Raw genomic sequence first — 20,303 nt, forward strand, 5'->3', positions numbered from 1 at the left:
GCTCGTCACTCTTATGACGGATCCGCACGAGGAGAGGTAACGCATGACGCCCGACGCATCACTGGCGGAGACATTCGAGCAACAGCGCCCGCGGCTGCTCGCGGTTGCCCACCGGGTCCTCGGCTCACGGGCAGATGCCGAGGATGCCGTCCAGGACGCGTGGTTGCGCCTGTCCCGTCAGGACGCGGACGCCATCGACAACGTCGCCGGATGGCTGACGACCGTGGTGGGCCGCATCTGTATCGACACGTTGCGGGCGCGCAGCAGCCGCGCAGAAGTGTCTCCCGCCGCCGCTGACATTCCTGAACTGGTCGTCACCGAGGACGTCGACACCCCTGAGGATGCCGCGGTGCTCGCGGACTCCGTCGGGCTGGCGATGCTCGTCGTGCTGGGATCGCTGCGCCCCGACGAACGCCTCGCCTTCGTCCTGCACGACATGTTCGCCGTGCCGTTCGCCGAGATCGGCCAGATCCTCGACAGGTCGAGCGATGCCGTCAAGATGATGGCCAGCCGGGCGCGCCGGAAAGTGCAGGATGTGCCACCGCCCACCGGGGGCCGCCGCCGCAAGCAGGAACAGCGCGAGGTTGTCGACGCCTTTCTGGCCGCCGCTCGCGACGGCGACTTCGATGCACTGTTGCGGGTCCTGGATCCCGACGTCACCTGGCAGCGGTACACGGCCGCCGGCGTGACCGTCGGGACGGGACCCGACGCTGTCATCGCCGCGGCTCGGCGCGGTCAGGGGACCCGCGTCGTCGCCCGGCGGGTGTCGGTCAACGGCGAGCCAGGGATCCTGGCGTGGGGGCCGACCGGTCGCCCGCTCAGCGTGATGGCGTGCACCGTCGACGGGGGCCGTCTGGTCGGGATCGTGTCGATCGTCGATCCACGACGGCTGGCCCTGATGTCGCTGCCCGAGCCACCCGCCGACGATTAACCTGGCCGCATGAAGTCGACGATCCTCTCGCGCCGAGACCTGGATTTCCTGCTCTACGAGTGGTTGGACGTCGAAAAGCTCACCGCACTGGACCGATTCACCGAGCACTCCCGCGAGACCTTCGACGGCGTGCTGGATCTGTGCGAGCAACTCGCGACGCGCTACTTCGCGCCCCACAACAAACTCAGCGACGCGAACGAGCCGACGTTCGACGGGCAGACCGTCACGCTGATCCCCGACGTCAAAGAGGCGTGGGACGCGTTCGCGGCGGCCGATCTGATCGCCATGGGGATGGACGCGGAGGTCGGCGGCGCGCAACTGCCGGTCACGGTCGCGCAGGCCGCGTTCGCCTGGATCGCCGCGGCCAACGTGTCGACCTCGGGCTATGTGATGCTGACCATCGCCAACGCCAATCTGGTGGCGCACTTCGGTACCCCGGAGCAGATCGAGACCTTCGTCAAACCGATGCTGGCCGGCCGGTTCTCGGGCACCATGGCGCTGTCGGAGACCCAGGCCGGATCGTCGCTGGCCGACATCACCACCCGCGCCGAACCACAGCCCGACGGCACGTACCGTCTGTTCGGTTCGAAGATGTGGATCTCCGGCGCCGAGCACGACCTCACCGAGAACATCGTCAACCTCGTGCTCGCCAAGATTCCCGGTGGCCCGGCCGGCACCAAGGGCATCTCGCTGTTCATCGTGCCCAAGTTCCTTGCCGACGGCACCCGCAACGGCGTGGCCATCTCCGGCCTCAATCACAAGATGGGGCAACGCGGGATCACCAACACCGTGCTCAACTTCGACGGCGCTGTCGGCTACCTCGTCGGTGAGCCACACCGCGGCATCGTCTACATGTTCCGCATGATGAACGAGGCCCGCCTCGGCGTCGGGATGGGCGCCGTGGCGCTCGGCTACACCGGCTATCTCAAGTCTCTGGAGTACGCGCGCGAGCGTCCGCAGGGCAGGCCGCTCGGTGTGAAAGATCCGTCGACCCCGCAGGTGCCGATCATCGAGCATGCGGACGTCAAGCGAATGTTGCTGGCGCAGAAGGCCTATGTCGAAGGTGGTCTTGCCCTGCTGCTGTACTGCGCGAACCTCATAGACCGGGAAGCCACCGGTGACAGTGCTGTCCTCGACATCCTCACCCCGGTGGCCAAGAGCTGGCCGTCGCAGTGGTGCGTGGAGGCCAACAGCCTGGCGATCCAGGTCCACGGTGGCTACGGGTACACCCGCGAATACGACGTCGAGCAGCATTACCGCGACAATCGGCTCAATCCGATCCACGAGGGCACCCACGGCATCCAGAGCCTGGATCTTTTGGGCCGCAAGGTAACCCAGAACGGTGGAGGCAGCTTGGTGGCGCTGGGGGAGCGGATCGCGGCGACCGTGTCAGTTGCTGCGGCGGTCGCGCCGGACCTGGCCGCGCAACTCGATGCCGCCTGGCAGCGGCTGGTCGCGGTGACCGGCGCGATGTTCGCCGCGGGTGATGTCGAGGCCGCGATGGCCAACAGCGCGGTGTATCTGGAGGCGTTCGGCCACATCGTGGTGGCGTGGATCTGGCTGGAGCAGTTGCTGGCCGCCGAAGGCCGCACCGGGGAATTCTATGACGGCAAACGGCAGGCCGCGCAGTACTTCTTCCGTTACGAATTACCCAAGACCGCACCACAATTGGATCTGCTGGAGAGCCTGGACCGGACCACGCTGGAGATGCGCGACAGCTGGTTCTAGTCGAACTCGATGATCTGGCGGACGGCCCGTCCGTCGGCCAGCTCGTCCATGCCGGTGTTGATCTGATCGAGCGTGATGGTCGAGGACACGAGCTGCTCGACGGGTAGCCGTCCGGCCCGCCAGAGCTCGACGAACCGCGGGATGTCGCGTGCGGGCACCGCCGAGCCCAGATAGCTTCCGATCAGCGATCGGCCTTCGGCGACGAAACCCAACGGCGACACCGAGATTCGTGCGTCCGGCCGGGGTAGGCCGACGGTGATCGTGCGCCCGCCGGGCCCGGTGAGCGCGATCGCGGTTTCCAGCGCGGCGGGGTGGCCGGCGGCTTCGATCACCACGTCGGCCTTGAGGTCGGCAGCCTGCTCTGGGGTGTAGGTCTCGTGCACGCCCAGCTCGCGGGCCCGCCTGAGTTTGTCGGGCAGCTGGTCCACGCCGATGACCCGGACGTCGTCGTGCGCGAGCGCGGTCATGGCAGCCGCCATGCCGACGCCTCCCAGACCGACGACCGCCACGGTTTGGCCCGGCCGCGGGGTGCCGACGTTGAGCACGGCTCCGCCGCCCGTGAGTACCGCACACCCCAACAGCGACGCGACGACTGCTGGGACATCGCTGGGTACGGGCACCACCGAGCGGCGGTCGACGACGGCGTAGGTGGCGAAACCGGATACGCCGAGGTGATGGAACACCGGTTGGCCGTCACGGGTCAGCCGGATGTCGCCGTTCATCAGGGTGCCGGCACCGTTGGCGGCCGATCCGGGTCCGCATGGGGTTAGCCCGTCGGTGGCACAGGCGGGGCAGTGCCCGCAGCGCGGCAGGAACGTCATCACCACCCGCCGGCCCACCGGCAGATCGGTGTCACCGGCCTCGACGGTCCCGGCGGCTTCATGGCCCAGCAGCATCGGGACCGGGCGCACCCGGTTGCCGTCGACGACCGACAGATCGGAATGGCACAACCCCGCGGCCTCGATGCGCACCAGCAGTTCGCCGGGCCCGGGTTCGGCGAGCTCGAGGTCGCTCACCCGGATCGGATGTGACTCGGCGTAGGGGCGGGGGAGTCCGATGTGCTCGAGGACGGCGCCGCGGATCTTCATACCCATCAGCCTGTCAGACTCCAGGAATGACCGACGGAGCCCAGTTGACCCGTGAGGATTTTCCGCTGCACTGGCCGGTGCTGACCCGCTGGACCGACAACGACATGTTCGGCCACCTCAACAACGCGGTGTACTACGAGCTGTTCGACACCGCGATCAACGCCTGGATCAACACCAACTGCGACGTCGATCCGGTCACTGCGCCGTGGTTGGGCGTGGTCGCCGAGTCGGGCTGCCGCTACTTCGCCGAGTTGAAGTTCCCCGACCCGTTGGTGGTCGGGCTGGCGGTGGCCCGGTTGGGGAACAGCAGTGTCACTTACCGGCTCGGCCTGTTCGAGCCCGACGGCCCGGTGGCGGCGGTGGGCCACTGGGTGCACGTGTACGTGGACCGGACCACGCGCCGTCCGGTACCGATTCCCGCCGTGATCCGCGATCTGCTGCAGTCGATATGCTCGCCGGATGCCACTCGTGAGCAAGACCGTCGAGGTTGATGCCCCTGCCGAGAAGATCCTGGCGATCGTCGCCGATTTCGAGGCCTATCCGCAGTGGAACCCTGAGATCAAGGGTTGCTGGATCCTGGCCCGCTACGACGACGGCCGGCCCAGCCAACTGCGGCTCGACGTCGAGATCCAGGGTCAGTCCGGCACCTTCATCAACGCGGTCTACTACCCCGCGGAGAACCAGATCTTCACCGTGTTGCAGCAGGGCGACCACTTCACCAAGCAGGAGCAGCGGTTCTCGGTCGTGCCGCTCGGCGACAACAGCACGTTGCTTCAGGTTGACCTTGAGGTCGAGGTCAAGCTGCCGATCCCGGCCATGATGGTCAAGAAGCTGATCGGTGACACCCTGGACCACCTGGCCAACGCGCTCATCACCAGGGTTTCGCAGCTGTCCGCTTAGGCTGCGGTCAGCGCGTCAGTCCCACATCCCGATGTCGTTGAGCCGTGCCATGAGCCGTTGGGCAGCATCGGTGAACTGAGTCGAGTTCAGCTCGATCGCCGCGCCCGCATCGCGCCGGCGCAGCGCGTCGATCAGAAGCCGGTGGTTCTCCACGGCTTCGGTGCCCCACTTCGGATCAGTCGAATAGATCAGCGACGGCAGGTACCGCGCGACGTGCAACAGGAACCAGGCGAGCTTGAGCCGACCGCTGGCGTGGTTGAAGGCCCGGTGAAAGGCGAATTCGGCCGACGAGATCGCCCCGGGATCCTGATTGCCGACGGCGGCCGCGAGTTCGGTGTTGAGCTGTTCCAGCTCATCGATCTGGGCCGGGGTGATGCGGGTCGTGACGGTAGCGGCCAGCTCACGCGCGATGGTGGCCTGCAGCCAGAAGATGTCTTCGACGTCGGCGCGGGTCAGGGGCACGACGACGTGCCCGCGGTTCGGCTCCAACTGCACCATGCCCTCGCCGCGCAGTGTGCGCAGGGCCTCGCGTACGGGCGTGATGCTGACGCCGAGTGCCGCGGCGGTCTCGTCGAGCCGGATGAACGTTCCGGGGCGCAGGACGCCGGTCATGATCTCGGCCCGCAGCTGGGCGGCGACCTCGTCGGAAAGTTGCTCGCGCCGTCCTCCGCGACGACGTTGCACGGCCGCTCTGGCAGGTGCATTCACGCGAATCCGGTCGCCTTTCTGGTGGGCTTGTCGCCGAGGCGCCGAGGCCATAGTGTGACCGGGGCAACCCCAATGTTTGATCAAATATAAAATTCACGCAACTCGATACCGATGGAGTGCAGATCCGGTGACTGCCGAGCCGATCCCCACTGAGCAGCCATACCTGGCCCGTCGTCAGAACTGGGCCAACCAACTGACCCGACATGCCCTGATGCAGCCCGACAAGACCGCCCTGCGGTTTCTGGGGCACACCACCACGTGGCGGGAGCTCGACCACCGGGTCACCAGGCTGGCCGGCGCCCTGAGCCGACGCGGGGTCGGATTCGGCGACCGCGTGCTGATCCTGATGCTGAACCGGCCCGAGTTCATCGAGGCGATGCTGGCGGCCACCAAGCTCGGCGCCATCGCGGTGCCGGTGAACTTCCGCATGACCCCACCGGAGGTGGCCTTCCTGGTCAGCGACTGCGAGGCCCGCGTCATCGTCACCGAGCCCGTGCTCGCCGGAGTCGCCACGGCGGTATGCGATCTCGATGCCACGCTGTCAACGGTCATCGTGGCCGGCACAGCTACCGAGTCCGCGACCGACGATCCAGTCCTGGGCTACGAGGACCTGATCGCCGAAGAAGGCGACCCCGCGCCACCGGTTGACATCCCGAGCGATGCCCCCGCGCTGATCATGTACACCTCGGGCACCACAGGCCGGCCCAAGGGCGCGGTGCTGACGCACAACAACCTGGCCGGGCAGGGTATGACCAACCTGTTCACCACCGGCGTCGACATCAACAACGACGTCGGCTTCATCGGCGTCCCGCTGTTCCACATCGCCGGGGTGGCCGGAAACGTGAACACGGGTCTGACGCTCGGCCTGCCGACGGTCATCTATCCGCTCGGCGCGTTCGATCCGGGTGCGTTGCTCGACGTACTGGCGGCCGAGAAGGTCACCGCGATCTTCCTGGTGCCTGCGCAGTGGCAGGCGGTTTGCGCTGAGCAGAAAGCCAATCCGCGCGACCTGTGTCTGCGGGCCCTGTCCTGGGGCGCTGCGCCGGCTTCGGACACGTTGCTACGCGCGATGGCGGACACGTTCCCGGGTAGTCAGATCCTTGCGGCGTTCGGGCAGACCGAGATGTCGCCGGTTACCTGCATGTTGTTGGCGGACGACGCAATTCGCAAGCTCGGCTCGGTCGGTCAGGTGATCCCCACTGTTTCGGCCCGCATCGTGGACGAGAACATGAACGACGTCCCGGTCGGCGATGTCGGCGAGATCGTCTACCGCGCCCCAACTTTGATGGCGGGCTACTGGAACAATCCCAAGGCCACCGCGGAGGCTTTCGCCGGCGGCTGGTTCCACTCCGGTGATCTGGTCCGTCAGGATGAGGAAGGCTACATCTGGGTGGTCGACCGCAAGAAGGACATGATCATCTCCGGCGGCGAGAACATCTACTGCGCCGAGGTCGAGAACGTCCTCGCCGGGCATCCCGCCATCACCGAGGTCGCCGTGATCGGCCGGCATGACGACAAATGGGGTGAGGTTCCTGTCGCTGTGGTGGCAATCGGCAGAGGCGACGCCCTCAACCTGGACGAGCTCGACGGCTTCCTCACCGAACGCCTGGCGCGCTACAAACACCCGAAGGCACTCGAAATCGTCGATGCTCTGCCCCGCAACCCCTCGGGCAAAGTGCTCAAGACCGAACTCAGGGAACGCTTCGGCTCGCCAGTCAATGCCCAATAGGGTTGACGTCTGCGAAAGTAACTCCGCGTCAACGGTTTCTGCAGGTCGCCGGGAAAGTTTGCTGTCTTTGCACGCCCTCGCTAACGGTTGATGGCACAATCCTCTCGATGCAGTGCACGGCCCGGTTTTTATCGGGTACAGTCCGGTGGTCTCAATTACTACTGGTGAGTAGGGAGAGACGGATCACACAGGCTGACAGGCGACGAGGAGGGGGCGTGCGACACGTCCAGGGGGCACACCGGTGACGGCGCCCGCCGACGGGCTCGTCGGCTACGTACGTGGTCAATTGGAGAAGCCGCTGGCTATGGTCGGTGGCTTCTTCAAGATGACCGTGCTCACCGGAAAGGCCTTTGTCACACGGCCTTTCCAGTGGAAAGAGTTCGTGCTGCAGAGTTGGTTCCTGATCCGCGTGGCATTCCTGCCCACGCTCGCGGTATCGATCCCGCTGACGGTGCTCATCATCTTCACGCTCAACATCCTGTTGGCGGAGTTCGGTGCGGCTGACGTCTCGGGCGCCGGTGCTGCGCTGGGTGCCGTCACTCAGCTCGGACCTCTGGTGACGGTGCTCGTGGTTGCCGGTGCCGGCTCTACCGCGATCTGCGCCGACCTCGGTGCCCGCACCGTGCGTGAGGAGATCGACGCGCTTGAGGTCCTCGGCATCGACCCGATCGAGCGGCTCGTGGTTCCCCGCGTGGTGGCTTCTACATTCGTGGCCTTCATGCTCAACGGCGCCGTGATCACCATCGGCCTCATCGGTGGCTTCTTCTTCGGCGTCTATGTCCAGAACGTGTCCGCCGGTGCCTATGTGTCCACACTGACGCTGCTCACCGGATTCCCCGAGGTGATGATCTCGGTCATCAAAGCCACACTGTTCGGCCTGATCGCCGGACTGGTGGGCTGCTACCGGGGCCTCACAGTGGCCGGTGGGTCCAAGGGCGTCGGCACCGCGGTGAACGAGACCCTGGTGCTGTGCGTGGTGGCATTGTTCGCAGTCAACGTCGTGCTCACCACCATCGGTGTGCGGTTCGGAACAGGGCACTGACATGAGTACCGCAACAGTCCTCCGCTCCCGGTTCCCCCGGGCCTTCTCGCGCACCTCCGACATCGCCGGCACCCCGGCCCGGTTCCTCGACAGCATGGGCCACGTCGCGTGGTTCATCGTCCAATCCATCGGCTCCGTCCCGCACGCGTTCCGGCACTATCGGCGCGAGGCGCTGCGATTGGTCGCCGAGATCGGTATGGGTACCGGCGCGATGGCCGTCATCGGCGGCACCGTGGCCATCATCGGTTTCGTCACGCTGTCGGCCGGCTCCCTGATCGCGATCCAGGGCTTCGCCTCCCTGGGCAATATCGGCGTCGAGGCCTTCACCGGCTTCTTCGCCGCACTGGCAAACATCCGCGTCGTTGCCCCGGTCGTCACGGGTCAGGCCCTGGCTTCCACAGTCGGCGCCGGTGCCACCGCGGAACTCGGCGCCATGCGCATCAGCGAAGAGATCGACGCGCTGGAAGTTATGGGTATCAGGTCGATTTCGTATCTGGTGTCCACGCGCCTGATCGCCGGCTCGATCGTGATCATCCCGCTGTACGCCGGGGCGGTCCTGCTGTCCTTCCTGTCTGCGCAGTTCGTCACGACGGTCTTCTACTCGCAGTCGGTCGGTACGTATGAGCACTACTTCCATACGTTCCTGCGCGTCGACGACGTGATGTGGTCCTTCCTTCAGGTCATCGTCATGTCCGTCGTGGTCATGTTGAACCACTGCTACTTCGGCTTTTACGCCAGTGGCGGTGCCGTCGGTGTGGGTGAGGCAGTAGGGAGGTCGATGCGAACCTCGTTGATCGCAATCGTGTTGGTGGTCCTGTTGGCATCGTTGGCGCTCTACGGCACCGACCCCAACTTCAACCTCACGGTGTAGCGGCATGACCGGATCTCCAGCGCCGCACGCGCCCCTAAACAAGCCCAAGATCCCGCCGTACAAGTTGGCCGGCTTGGTCCTCGCCCTCGTCACCATGGTGGTCGTGGCATTGACGTGGATGCAGTTCCGCGGGACGTTCGAGAAGAGGACACAGCTGACCGTGTTGTCGGGTCGAGCCGGTCTGTCGATGGATCCCGGCTCGAAGGTCACCTTCAACGGGGTGCCCATCGGGCGGCTGGCCTCGATCGACGTCGTCACCGTCGACGACAACCCCGAGGCCAAGCTGACGCTGGACGTCAAGCCCCAGTACCTGAAGCTGATCCCGGAGAACGTGAGTGCCGAACTGCGGGCCACCACGGTATTCGGCAACAAGTACATCTCGTTCCTGTCGCCTCCGAATCCCTCGAAGGAGCGGTTGTCGCCGTCCACGCCCATCCGTGCGCAGGGTGTGACGACGGAGTTCAACACACTGTTCGAGACGATCACCGCGATCTCCGAGCAGATCGATCCGATCAAGCTGAACCAGACGCTGACCGCGACTGCGCAGGCGCTCGACGGTCTGGGTGACAAGTTCGGCCAGTCGATCGTCAACGGCAACGACATCCTGTCCGACCTCAACCCGCGCATGCCCCAGATCCGGCGCGACATCTCGGGTCTGGCCGATCTGGGCGAGGTCTACGCCAACGCCGGCCCCGATCTGTTCGACGGCCTGACCAACGCCGTCACCACCGCCCGCACCCTCAACGAGCAGCGGGGCAACCTCGACCAGGCTCTGGTGGCCGCGGTGGGCTTCGGCAACACCGGCGGCGACATCTTCGAGCGCGGCGGCCCCTACCTGGTCCGCGGCGCGCAGGACCTGCTGCCGACTTCGGCACTGCTCGACAAGTACAGCCCGGCGCTGTTCTGCACGATCCGCAACTACCACGACGCCGGCCCGAAACTTGCTGGCGCACTTGGTGGTAACGGCTACTCGCTGCAGACTCAGTCGTTGGTGATCGGCGTGGGCAACCCGTACGTCTATCCCGACAACCTGCCGCGGATCAACGCCAAGGGTGGGCCCGAGGGCCGGCCCGGCTGCTGGCAGCCGATCACCAAGGACCTGTGGCCCATGCCGTACCTGGTGATGGACACCGGTGCATCGATCGCGCCCTACAACCACCTCGAGATGGGTCAACCGCTCGTGGCCGAGTACGTGTGGGGTCGCCAAGTGGGGGAGAACACGATCAACCCATGAGCATCAAGGGCACGATTATCAAGCTCGGCATCTTCTCACTGGTGCTGCTCACCTTCACTGCGATCATTTTCGTGGTCTTCGGTCAGATCCGGTTCAACCGGACCTCCGAGTACTCGGCGATCTTCAAGAACGTCAGCGGTCTGCGCACCGGGCAGTTCGTCCGGGCATCCGGTGTCGAGGTCGGCAAGGTCTCGGGCGTCAAGTTGGTCAACGGTGGCCAGCAGGCCGAGGTGACGTTCAACGTCGAGAAGTCGCTGCCGTTGTTCGACCAGACGACGGCCGCGATTCGCTACCAGGACCTGATCGGTAATCGCTACCTGGAACTCAAGCGCGGCGAGAGCAATACGAAGCTTGCACCCGGCGGCACCATTCCGCTGGAACGCACCGAGCCGGCGCTCGACCTCGACGCCCTCGTCGGCGGCTTCCGTCCGCTGTTCCAGTCACTGAGCCCGGAGAAGGTCAACACCATCTCCCAGTCGATCATCACGATCTTCCAGGGCCAGGGCGGCACAATCAACGACATCCTCGACCAGACGGCGCAGCTCACCCAGAGCATCGCCGACCGGGATCAGTCGATCGGTGAGGTGATCAAGAACCTGAATATCGTCCTGGACACCACCGTTGCGCATCAGCAGCAGTTCAACGACACCCTGAAGAACTTCGAGACGCTGATCACGGGGCTGAAGAACCGTGCCGATCCGATCGGATCCTCCGTGGCCAACATCAGCAATGCGGCCGGTTCTCTGGCGGATCTGTTGTCCGACAACCGTCCGCTGCTCAAGGACACCATCGGTCAACTCGAGGTCATCCAGCAGCCGCTGATCGACCAGAAGCAGCAGCTCAACGACATCCTCGTGCAGTTCCCCCAGGCGTTGAAGATCATCGGCCGTGCCGGTGGCATCTACGGTGACTTCTTCAACTTCTATGCCTGCGACCTTTCGTTGAAGCTCAACGGGTTGCAGCCGGGCGGGCCCGTCCGAACCGTCAGACTCAGTTCACAGCCGTCGGGTAGGTGCACGCCGAGATGAGGACACTGCAAGGTTCCGACCGCTTCCGCAAAGGCCTGATGGGCGTCGCGGTGGTGGCACTGGTGATCGGCGTCGGTTCGACGTTGACGAGTGTGCCGATGCTGTTCGCGGTCCCCACGTATTACGGCCAGTTCTCCGATACCGGAGGCCTGAGCGTGGGCGACAAAGTCCGCATCGCAGGCATGGATGTCGGCACGGTCAAGAGCATGGACATCAACGGCGACAAGGTCGAGATCGGCTACACCCTGGGTGGCAAGACGATCGGTACCGAGAGCCGCGCCGCGATCCGTACCGACACGATCCTGGGTCGTAAGAACATCGAGATCCAGCCGCGTGGTAGCCAGACGCTGCAGCCGCGCGGAATGTTGCCGCTGGGGCAGACGACCACGCCGTACCAGATCTATGATGCGTTCCTCGATGTCACGCGCAACGCGTCGGGCTGGGACACCAAGTCGGTCAAGGACTCGCTGAATGTCCTGTCGGAGACGGTCGATCAGACCTCGCCGCACCTGAGCGCCGCGCTGGACGGCGTGGCCAGGTTCTCGGAGACCATCGGCAAGCGCGATGAGGACGTCAAGAAGCTGCTGGCCAACGCCAACAAGGTCGCCACGATCCTCGGGGACCGCAGCACGCAGGTCAACCAGCTGCTGGTGAACGCCCAGACCTTGTTGGCCGCGGTCAACGAGCGGGGCCAGGCCGTGAGCATGCTGCTGGAGCGCGTGTCGTCGGTGTCGCATCAGGTCGAAGGCCTGATCAACGACAACCCGAACCTCAACCATGTGCTGGAGCAGCTGCGTACGGTCAGCGATCTGCTGGTCGAGCGCAAGCAGGACCTGGCGGACACCTTGACCGTGGCCGGCAAGTTCATCACCTCGCTGGCCGAGGCGCTGGCCTCCGGCCCGTACTTCAAGGTGATGCTGGTCAACCTGATCCCGCCGCAGATCCTGCAGCCCTTCGTCGATTCCGCGTTCAAGAAGCGCGGGATCGATCCCGAGGAGTTCTGGCGTAACGCCGGACTCCCGTCGTCCCGCTTCCCCGATCCGAACGGCAAGCGGTTCGAGAACGGCGCTCCGCCGGCGGCCCCCACGCCGCTGGAAGGCACCCCGGAGCATCCGGGACCTGCCGTCCCGCCCGGATCGCCGTGCTCGTACACGCCGACCGCGGCCGGAATTCCGTCCCCGGGCAACCCGATGCCGTGCGCAGCGGCCACCCAGGGTCCGTTCGGCGGCCCGGAGTACGGTCCGCCGGACCTCGCGACCTCGGCGCCGAATCCTGACGGCATCGCGCATTCGCCGGGTGTGCCCAGTGGGGCCATCCCCGGCCAGATGCCGCCGGATCAGCCCGGCGCCCCGGTCGAGTTGGCGCCCGGCCCGCCCGGCGCCCGCACCGTTCCGATTGCCCCGTTGCCGGTGGCGCCGGGAGACATCCCGGGCTACGCACCGCACCCGCCACCGTTGAACGCTCCCCCGGCACCGCCGGGACCGGGGCCCGATGCGGGGCCGGTGGGTACGCCGCCGCTTCCGGGTAACCCGCCGTTCCTTCCGCCCGGGTCGCAGGGATAGACAGGGGTATAGGGAGCTATGTCTACCGTTTTCAATGTGCGAAACATCAAGTTGCCCAAGGCTTCACGGGCAGCGATCATCGTCGGTGCGCTGGCGGTGGTCGCGGCCCTGGTGCTGGGCTACTTCGGCCTGAACCTGTACAAGAAGATGACCAACACCACGGTCACCGCGTACTTCCCCGAGGTCCTGGCGCTGTACCCCGGCGACAAGGTCCTCATCATGGGCGTCAAGGTCGGCGAGATCGACAGCATCGAGACCGACGGCGACAAGATGAAGGTCGTCTTCCACGTCAAGAACAAGTACAAGATGCCGGAGAACGCCACGGCATCCGTGCTGAACCCGAGCCTGGTGGCCTCGCGCGTCATCCAGCTGTCCCCGCCATACACCGGCGGGCCGCAGATGAAGAACAACGCCGTCATCCCGATCGAGAACACCCAGATCCCGGTCGAGTACGACGAGTTGCGCAACCAGATCACCCGTCTCCTCGACGAACTGGGCCCGACCGCCGAACAACCCAAGGGCCCGTTCGGCGACATCATCGAGTCCTTCGCCGACGGGTTCCAGGGCAAGGGTGAACAGCTCAACCGCACCCTCAACGGGTTGTCGGAGGCGCTGACCACGCTGAACCAGGGCCGCGGCGACTTCTTCCAGGTGGTCAAGAGCCTGGCGTTGTTCGTCAATGCCCTGCACAAGAGCGATCAGCAGTTCGTGGCGCTGAACAACGACCTGGCGCAGTTCACCAACTCGTTCACCAACACCGACCAGGAGTTGGCCACGGCCCTGCAGGATCTCAACCGGGTGCTCAAGACGACCCGTGAGTTCCTCGACAAGAACGGCGGGGTGCTCGCCCACGACGTGAACAACTTGTCGGAGGCGACGACGGCGATCCTGCAGCCCGAGCCGCGCAACGGTCTGGAGACGGGGCTGCACGCCTACCCGAACCTGGCCGCCAACGTGCTCAACATCGTCTCGCCCAATCAGGGTGGCATCGTGGGCCTGCCGGTTCTGCCGGGTCTGACCAACTTCTCCAACCCGCTGCAGTTCGTCTGCAGCTCGATCCAGGCGGGCAGCCGGTTGGGGTACCAGGATTCGGCCGAGCTGTGCGCGCAGTACCTGGCGCCGATCCTCGACGCGATCAAGTTCAACTTCCTGCCGTTCGGTCAGAACCTGGCCAACACCGCGATGACGCTGCCCAAGCAGATCTCCTACTCGGATCCGCGCCTGCAGCCGCCAGGGGGCTACAAGGACACCACCGTCCCGGGCATCTGGTCGCGCGACACCTTGTTCTCGCACGGCAACCATGAGCCGGGCTGGACCGTGGCGCCGGGCATGCAGGGTGTGCAGGTGCAGCCGGCCACTCAGCAGATGCTGACACCGGAGTCGTTGTCCGAGTTGATGGGTGGCCCGGACATCGTGGCCCCGCCGGCCCCGCCGGCGTTCGGTGCTCCTCCGGGAGGCAACCTGCCCGGACCGCCGAACTCGTACGACGAGAGCAACCCGTTGCCGCCGCCGTGGTATCCGCAGCCCGGACCGCCGCCGGCGCCTGCGCCGGGTGTGATCCCGGGTGACCCGATGTCGGGCCCCGCACCGGCAGCAGCTCCCGCGCCCGGCCCGGCTCCCGCCGGACCCGCGTTGCCTGCCGAGGTCGGAGGACAACCGTGATGAGCCGCTTGCGCGAAGAACCGACGGGTCTGATGAGCCGCTTGCGCGAAGAACCGACGGGTCGGATGAAGACACGCAAATGGGGTCGCGTCGGTCGGCGCGTCGCGGTGTTGTCCGCGTCCGCGCTGATCCTCACCTCGTGTGGGCAGTGGCGCGGTGTCGCCAACGTGCCGCTGCCGGGTGGGCCGGGCACCGAGTCCGGTCACACCACGGTGTACGTGCAGATGCCGGAGACGTTGGCACTCAACGCCAACAGCCGCGTGCGGGTGCGCGATGTCTTTGTCGGCCGGGTCCGCAAGATCGAGCTGATCAACTGGGTTCCGACGTTGACCCTGGACCTGGAGCCGGGCATCGTGCTGCCCAAGAACACCGAGGCCAAGATCGGCCAGACCAGCTTGCTGGGTTCGCAGCACATCGAGCTCAACCCGCCGGCGAAGCCGTCCGATGAGAAGTTGCGGAACGGGGACACCATTCCGCTGGAGCACTCGTCGGCTTATCCGACGATCGAGCGGACACTGGCCGGGATCTCCGGCATCCTGACCGGCGGTGGCATCCCGAACATCGAGACCATCCAGACCGAGGTGTTCAACATCCTCAACGGTCGCGCCGATCAGATCCGCGACTTCCTGGGCCGGCTCGACACGTTCACCGACGAGCTCAACCAGCAGCGCAACGACATCACCCGGGCGATTGATTCGACCAACCGGCTGTTGAACATCGTTGCGGCGCGAAACGACACGTTGGATCGTGTGCTGACGGAGTTCCCGCCGCTGATCCAGCACTTCGCGGATACGCGGGAGTTGTTCGCCGACGCGGTGACCTCGCTGGGCCGGTTGTCGAAGGCCGCTGACGACACGTTGTCGAACAGCAACGCCAACCTGCACACCAACCTGCAGAACCTGCAGCGGCCGCTCAAGCAGTTGGCACGCTCGGCTCCGTACCTGGTCGAGGCGCTCAAGCTGATCCTGACGGTGCCGTTCAACATCGAGAACATCCCGAAGGCGGTCCGCGGCGACTACATCAACGTGTCGCTGACGATCGATCTGACGTTGAGCTCGGTGGACAACGCGTTCCTGTCCGGCACCGGTGTCTCGGGCATGCTCCGCGCACTGGAGCAGGCGTGGGGCCGAGATCCGGCGACGATGATCCCGGACGTGCGGTTCACGCCGAACCCGCACGACGCACCTGGTGGCCCGCTTGTGGAAAGGGGGGAGTGAGACATGTTGCTGACCCGCTTCATCAAGATGCAGCTCGTTCTGTTCACCGTGCTGACCGTGATCGCCCTGGTCGTGCTGGCGCTGATCTACCTACGGTTGCCCACCTGGGCCGGGGTCGGGATGTACCAGCTGAATGCCAACCTCCCGAATTCGGGCGGTTTGTACGCCACGGCCAACGTCACCTATCGCGGAACGACGATCGGCAAGGTCACCTCGGTGGAGCCCACCGAGCAGGGCGCCCACGTCAAGATGAACATCTACAACCAGTTCCGGGTGCCGATCGACGCCAGCGCCAATGTGCACTCGGTGTCGGCGGTGGGTGAGCAGTTCATCGACCTGGTCTCCAAGGACGGCGCGAAAGAGTACTTCCGCGACGGCGACACGATCCAGATCGGCACCGTGCCCGCCGAGGTGGGCCCGTCGCTGGACGCCGCGCAGAAGGGCCTGGCGGCGCTGCCGAAGGAGAAGATCGCGACGCTGCTCGACGAAACAGCCACAGCGGTAGGTGGGCTGGGACCGTCACTGCAGCATCTGGTCGATTCCACCCAGGCGATCGCCGGTGACTTCAAGGACAACATCGGGTCGGTCAACGACATCGTCGAGAACTCCGGACCGATCATCGACAGTCAGGTGAATTCGGGCGACGCGATCTCGCGGTGGGCCAAGAACCTGAACACGCTGGCCGCACAGAGTGCCCAGAACGACGCCGCGTTGCGCAGCGGCATCCAGCAGGCGGCGCCGACAGCTGATCAGCTGAACTCGGTGTTCGGTGACGTGCAGGAATCGTTGCCGCAGACGCTGGCGAACCTGGAAATCGTCATCGACATGCTCAAGCGGTACAACAAGAACGTCGAGCAGGTGCTGGTGGCGCTGCCTCAGGGTGGTGCCGTCGCCCAGACCGCGACGATCTTCGCGCCCAAGGGCCTGCTCCACTTCGGTCTCGGCATCAATATGCCGCCGCCGTGTCTGACCGGGTTCCTGCCCGCCTCACAGTGGCGTTCCCCCGCGGACACGTCCACGGCACCGTTGCCGTCGGGCCTGTACTGCAAGATCCCCAAGGATGCGCCCAACGCGGTGCGCGGTGCGCGTAACTACCCGTGTGCCGATGTGCCCGGCAAGCGGGCCGCCTCACCGGCGGAGTGCCACAGCGAGGAGCCCTACCAGCCGCTGGGTACCAACCCGTGGTACGGCGACCCGAATCAGATCCGCAATTGCCCGGCCCCGGCCGCGCGCTGCGATCAGCCCGTCGATCCGGGTCGGGTGATCCCCGCGCCTTCGGTGAATAATGGGCTGAACCCGTTGCCGGCAAGTCAGCTTCCACCACCGGAATCATCGGCGATGCGCAGCGATCCGCTGACCGCGCCGCGGGGTGGCAATGTGAGTTGTAGTGGACAGCAGCCGAACCCCTGCATCTACACTCCGGCAGCAGGTTCGACCGCCACCTATAGTCCGTCCAGCGGTGAGGTGGTCGGTCCCGGCGGTGTGAAGTACTCCGTCACCAACTCGAATAAACCAGGAGATGACGGATGGAAGGAGATGCTGGCACCAGCCAGCTGAACCTCGCCGACCAGCAGGATCCCCACACCACCGAACCGCAAGCGGAGGCTCTCACCGAGATCGTTGATCCGATCTCAGCCACGGACGCTGAGGAGGCCGCATCGCGTCCTTCGCGACTGGGGCGGGGCTGGCTGGCGGCGATCCTTGCCGGGCTGCTGGTCTTGGCGGCCGCCGTCGGTGTCGGTGGCTACCTGGCCCTGCGCGCTCATCAGGACAGTGAACGGATCGCCGGCGACGAGGCCGAGGCCTTGCAGGCGGCCACGGACTGTGTGACGGCGACGCAGGCGCCCAACACCCAGGCGATGATCGAGGCCCAGACCAAGATCATCGAATGCGCGACGGGTGACTTCGGCGCGCAGGCCGGTCTCTACAGTGGCATGCTGCTCGACGCATACCAGGCCGCCAACGTTCAGGTGAAGGTTTCCGACCTGCGGGCGGCGGTGGAGAAGCACAACGACGACGGGTCGATGGACCTGCTGGTCGCGGTACGGGTGCTGGTCACCAACAGCGAGAAGTCGGATGAAGAGCAGGGTTATCGGTTGCGGGTGAAGATGGCCCGCGCCGAGGACGGCAACTACAAGGTCGCACGGCTCGACCAGGTCACGTCGTGACCGCTGTGCTGGACAACGCCGGTCCGGTGGCCACCGAGGTCACCGGGACGGACCAGGCGCGGTTGGCGTCGTGGCCGTCCCGGGCCGGGGCGTTGGCGATCGACGTGCTGGCGCCTGCCGGGTTGATCGTGACGTTGATGCTCGTCATTCAGGCGACGGCATTGGGCGAGTGGTTGTGGTGGGCGGTCTACGCCGGGGCGTTGGTCCTGCTGGTCGCCGTTGCCGCGGTGAATCGCGTTCTGCTGCCGGCTCTCACGGGCTGGAGCCCGGGTCGGTCGGTATTCGGCATCCGGGTGGTCTCACCGGCCGGCGACGCCGGTCTCGGGCGGCTGTTGCTGCGTGATCTCGCGCATCTGCTGGATACCGCGGCGGTGTTCGTGGGCTGGTTGTGGCCGCTGTGGGATTCGCGCAACCGCACGTTTGCCGATCTGCTGACCAGCACCGAGGTGCGCCGCGTCGAACGGCCCGAGCGCAACGTCCGGCGTGGTGTCGGTGCGATGCTGCTGGCACTTGCGCTGCTCAGCGGAATCGCGTGCGGCGTGGGATACCTGGCTGTGTACCGCGAGGATCGGGCAGTGGATCAGGCCCGCGCGCAGATCGCCGAGCAGGGCCCGCGCATCGTCGAGCAGCTGCTCAGCTATGGGGTGGATTCCGTCGATGCGGATTTCACCAAGGCGCAGTCACTGGCCACCGAAAACTATCGGCAGCAGTTGGTCACCCAGCAGGACGCGGTGCGCAAGGCCGGGCCGACCACCAACGACTACTGGGCCGTCAGCAGCGCGGTGCTGCCGGGCGTGACCACTGATGCGGCGAACATGCTGGTGGCGCTCCAGGGCCAACGCGGTACCAACCCACAGGAACTGAAGTTCATCACCGCGACGGTGCGGGTCGAGTTCAAGAAGTCGGATGATCACTGGCTCGTCGACAACCTCACGGTGCTCAAGCGGCCGGTGCTGAACGGGGGCGGACAGTGAGCCCGCGTCGCCGGATCGAGCCCGACGAGCGCGACTACTTCGCGGTCGAGCCCAAGGAACCCAAGGAACCGATCCGCTGGGGTCTGCCGATCGTCGGGATGCTCTCCGCCCTACTCATCGCAGCCGCCATCGCCGGCAGCACCCTGATCTTGGTGCGTCACGAATCCGATCGCCGTGCCGAGATCAAGGGCGCCGGGGCGCTCGACTACGTGCGCGAGTTCATGACGATCTATACGACGCTCGATCCGTACCACGCCAACGACTACGCGGACCGCATCAAGGAGCAGGCGACCGGTGACTTCCGAAAGATGTTCTCCGAGAAGCAGAACGAGATCGTCGTTCAGGTAGCGCGCGCCGAGCCGACGGAGGGCACCGTGCTGGACGCCGGCATCCAACGCTGGAACGACAACGGCAGCGCCGACGTTCTGGTCTCCACGAAGATCAGCACCCGAACCGCGGACGGCAAGTCCGTCATCGAAAGCGGTAGCCGCTGGGTTGCGACGACGATTTGGGAAGGACAGCAGTGGAAGATCAGCCAGCTGATTCAGGTGATCTGACCACCGGCGAGCCTGACAAGCCGCGCCGCAGACTGCGTTTCGGGCGGCGTCGCCGTACCGAGGCGGTGGTAGCGGAACCGGTCTCGGAGTCTGTCTCCGAATCCGATGATGCCGCGGATGCGGAGTCCGCTCCGGAGCGTCGGACCCCGACTGGCAAGTCGGGCCGCAAGGCCGTCGTCGAGCCCGAAGGTGACGTCGAGTCCGAAGGTGACGTAAAACCTGAGTCGGACGCCGAACCTGACTCTGCCGTCGAGTCCGAAGCTGAGCCCGATGTCGATGCCGATGCCGATGCCGATGCCGACGTTGAGGCTGAGGCTGAGGTGACTGAGGCGGAGGCGCCGGACGCTGAACCGGCCGAGGACGAGGTTCTGGTTCCGCATCGCGAGGCCGGCAAGCGCCTCACGTACTTCGCCGCGGGTGCCGCCGTGGTGTTCGTCGCGGCCGGTGCTTTCGGTGGTGCGATGCTCCAGCCGTACCTGGCCGACCGGGCATTGGTGGCGACCAAGCTCCAAGTGGCGAAGACGTCGGCCGATGCGATCACCACGTTGTGGACCTACAACCCGGACAACATCGACAGCCTGCCGGACCGGGCCGCAAAGTATCTGTCGAGCGACTTCGCCAACCAGTACCGGCAGCTGATCGATTCGATCGTCCCCACCAACAAGCAGGCCAAGGTCACCAACAACACCGAGGTGATGGGCACCGCGGTGGAGACCATCGGCGGCGATGAGGCCACCGCGATCGTCTACACCAACACTGTGTCGACGAGTCCGGTTACCAAGAACATTCCGTCGCTGCGGTATTCGTCGTATCGGCTGACATTGCAGCGCACCGACGGGGACTGGCGCATCACCCAGATGCCCGCTTTGACCCAATTGGACTTGTCTCCGCAGCTGTAGCGGCG

The 20,303-nt window shown here is 65.7% G+C and carries 19 protein-coding genes; 17 read left to right on the forward strand and 2 right to left on the reverse strand.

All coding sequences use genetic code 11. From position 1 onward, the window contains the following. The first annotated feature begins 43 nt into the window (after positions 1-43). Positions 44-931: a sigma-70 family RNA polymerase sigma factor gene (locus ACZYZF_RS04670; RefSeq protein ID WP_463743317.1), complete on the forward strand. Its 888-nt coding sequence runs from the start codon at positions 44-46 to the stop codon at positions 929-931. A gap of 9 nt (positions 932-940) precedes the next feature. Further along, on the forward strand, positions 941-2,659 hold the full coding sequence (locus tag ACZYZF_RS04675) for an acyl-CoA dehydrogenase (RefSeq protein WP_463743316.1): 1,719 nt from the start codon (positions 941-943) through the stop codon (positions 2,657-2,659). Here ACZYZF_RS04675 and ACZYZF_RS04680 read toward each other — a convergent pair. Further along, positions 2,656-3,747 (reverse strand): alcohol dehydrogenase catalytic domain-containing protein, encoded by a 1,092-nt coding sequence (locus ACZYZF_RS04680; RefSeq protein WP_463743315.1) that lies wholly within the window; start codon positions 3,745-3,747, stop codon positions 2,656-2,658. The genes ACZYZF_RS04675 and ACZYZF_RS04680 overlap by 4 nt on opposite strands. A gap of 26 nt (positions 3,748-3,773) precedes the next feature. Here ACZYZF_RS04680 and ACZYZF_RS04685 point away from each other — a divergent pair, with 26 nt between their 5' ends. Together ACZYZF_RS04685 and ACZYZF_RS04690 are read left to right on the forward strand one after the other, a co-directional pair. Further along, positions 3,774-4,238, forward strand: coding sequence for an acyl-CoA thioesterase (locus ACZYZF_RS04685; RefSeq protein ID WP_463743314.1), 465 nt, complete (start codon positions 3,774-3,776; stop codon positions 4,236-4,238). Continuing rightward, positions 4,207-4,647 carry an SRPBCC family protein gene (locus ACZYZF_RS04690; RefSeq protein WP_463743313.1) on the forward strand — a complete coding sequence of 147 codons (441 nt, stop codon included), beginning with the start codon at positions 4,207-4,209 and terminating at the stop codon, positions 4,645-4,647. The genes ACZYZF_RS04685 and ACZYZF_RS04690 overlap by 32 nt, the downstream gene beginning before the upstream one ends. Before the next feature lie 15 nt (positions 4,648-4,662). Here the strand turns inward: ACZYZF_RS04690 and ACZYZF_RS04695 are convergent, their stop codons facing one another. Continuing rightward, positions 4,663-5,355: a GntR family transcriptional regulator gene (locus ACZYZF_RS04695; RefSeq protein ID WP_463743312.1), complete on the reverse strand. Its 693-nt coding sequence runs from the start codon at positions 5,353-5,355 to the stop codon at positions 4,663-4,665. Positions 5,356-5,482: 127 nt separating this feature from the next. On the opposite strand from ACZYZF_RS04695, the gene fadD5 reads away from it, so the two are divergent. The 13 genes from fadD5 to ACZYZF_RS04760 all read left to right on the forward strand — a co-directional run bounded on the left by fadD5 (position 5,483) and on the right by ACZYZF_RS04760 (position 20,298). After that, positions 5,483-7,084: a fatty-acid--CoA ligase FadD5 gene (gene fadD5 / locus ACZYZF_RS04700; RefSeq protein WP_463743311.1), complete on the forward strand. Its 1,602-nt coding sequence runs from the start codon at positions 5,483-5,485 to the stop codon at positions 7,082-7,084. A gap of 304 nt (positions 7,085-7,388) precedes the next feature. Then, the gene (locus tag ACZYZF_RS04705) at positions 7,389-8,126 is read left to right on the forward strand and encodes an MlaE family ABC transporter permease (RefSeq protein WP_463744142.1); all 738 of its coding nucleotides are present in this window, start codon (positions 7,389-7,391) and stop codon (positions 8,124-8,126) included. Between the two features lies 1 nt (position 8,127). Further along, a complete protein-coding gene (locus tag ACZYZF_RS04710; RefSeq protein WP_463743310.1) occupies positions 8,128-8,997 on the forward strand; it encodes an MlaE family ABC transporter permease in 870 nt (289 codons plus the stop codon). A 4-nt stretch (positions 8,998-9,001) separates the two neighbouring features. Beyond that, positions 9,002-10,231 carry an MCE family protein gene (locus tag ACZYZF_RS04715; RefSeq protein ID WP_463743309.1) on the forward strand — a complete coding sequence of 410 codons (1,230 nt, stop codon included), beginning with the start codon at positions 9,002-9,004 and terminating at the stop codon, positions 10,229-10,231. After that, positions 10,228-11,259 carry a virulence factor Mce family protein gene (locus ACZYZF_RS04720; RefSeq protein ID WP_463743308.1) on the forward strand — a complete coding sequence of 344 codons (1,032 nt, stop codon included), beginning with the start codon at positions 10,228-10,230 and terminating at the stop codon, positions 11,257-11,259. The genes ACZYZF_RS04715 and ACZYZF_RS04720 overlap by 4 nt, the downstream gene beginning before the upstream one ends. Next, positions 11,256-12,821 (forward strand): virulence factor Mce family protein, encoded by a 1,566-nt coding sequence (locus ACZYZF_RS04725; protein WP_463743307.1) that lies wholly within the window; start codon positions 11,256-11,258, stop codon positions 12,819-12,821. Before ACZYZF_RS04720 ends, ACZYZF_RS04725 begins: the two co-directional genes overlap by 4 nt. Before the next feature lie 18 nt (positions 12,822-12,839). Beyond that, positions 12,840-14,483 carry a virulence factor Mce family protein gene (locus ACZYZF_RS04730; protein ID WP_463743306.1) on the forward strand — a complete coding sequence of 548 codons (1,644 nt, stop codon included), beginning with the start codon at positions 12,840-12,842 and terminating at the stop codon, positions 14,481-14,483. Between the two features lie 65 nt (positions 14,484-14,548). Further along, complete coding sequence (locus ACZYZF_RS04735; protein WP_463744141.1) at positions 14,549-15,700, forward strand: virulence factor Mce family protein; 1,152 nt, start codon at positions 14,549-14,551, stop codon at positions 15,698-15,700. A gap of 6 nt (positions 15,701-15,706) precedes the next feature. Then, entirely contained in the window at positions 15,707-17,257 is a 1,551-nt protein-coding gene (locus ACZYZF_RS04740) for an MCE family protein (RefSeq protein ID WP_463744140.1), read from the forward strand. After that, positions 17,227-17,868 (forward strand): hypothetical protein, encoded by a 642-nt coding sequence (locus ACZYZF_RS04745; RefSeq protein WP_463743305.1) that lies wholly within the window; start codon positions 17,227-17,229, stop codon positions 17,866-17,868. Before ACZYZF_RS04740 ends, ACZYZF_RS04745 begins: the two co-directional genes overlap by 31 nt. Continuing rightward, positions 17,865-18,842: an RDD family protein gene (locus tag ACZYZF_RS04750; RefSeq protein WP_463743304.1), complete on the forward strand. Its 978-nt coding sequence runs from the start codon at positions 17,865-17,867 to the stop codon at positions 18,840-18,842. Before ACZYZF_RS04745 ends, ACZYZF_RS04750 begins: the two co-directional genes overlap by 4 nt. Continuing rightward, positions 18,839-19,399 (forward strand): mammalian cell entry protein, encoded by a 561-nt coding sequence (locus ACZYZF_RS04755; RefSeq protein WP_463834696.1) that lies wholly within the window; start codon positions 18,839-18,841, stop codon positions 19,397-19,399. Before ACZYZF_RS04750 ends, ACZYZF_RS04755 begins: the two co-directional genes overlap by 4 nt. After that, positions 19,366-20,298, forward strand: coding sequence for a nuclear transport factor 2 family protein (locus ACZYZF_RS04760; protein WP_463834698.1), 933 nt, complete (start codon positions 19,366-19,368; stop codon positions 20,296-20,298). The genes ACZYZF_RS04755 and ACZYZF_RS04760 overlap by 34 nt, the downstream gene beginning before the upstream one ends. Positions 20,299-20,303: the final 5 nt, after the last annotated feature.

This window comes from Mycobacterium sp. IDUB_24 (genome assembly GCF_055419385.1).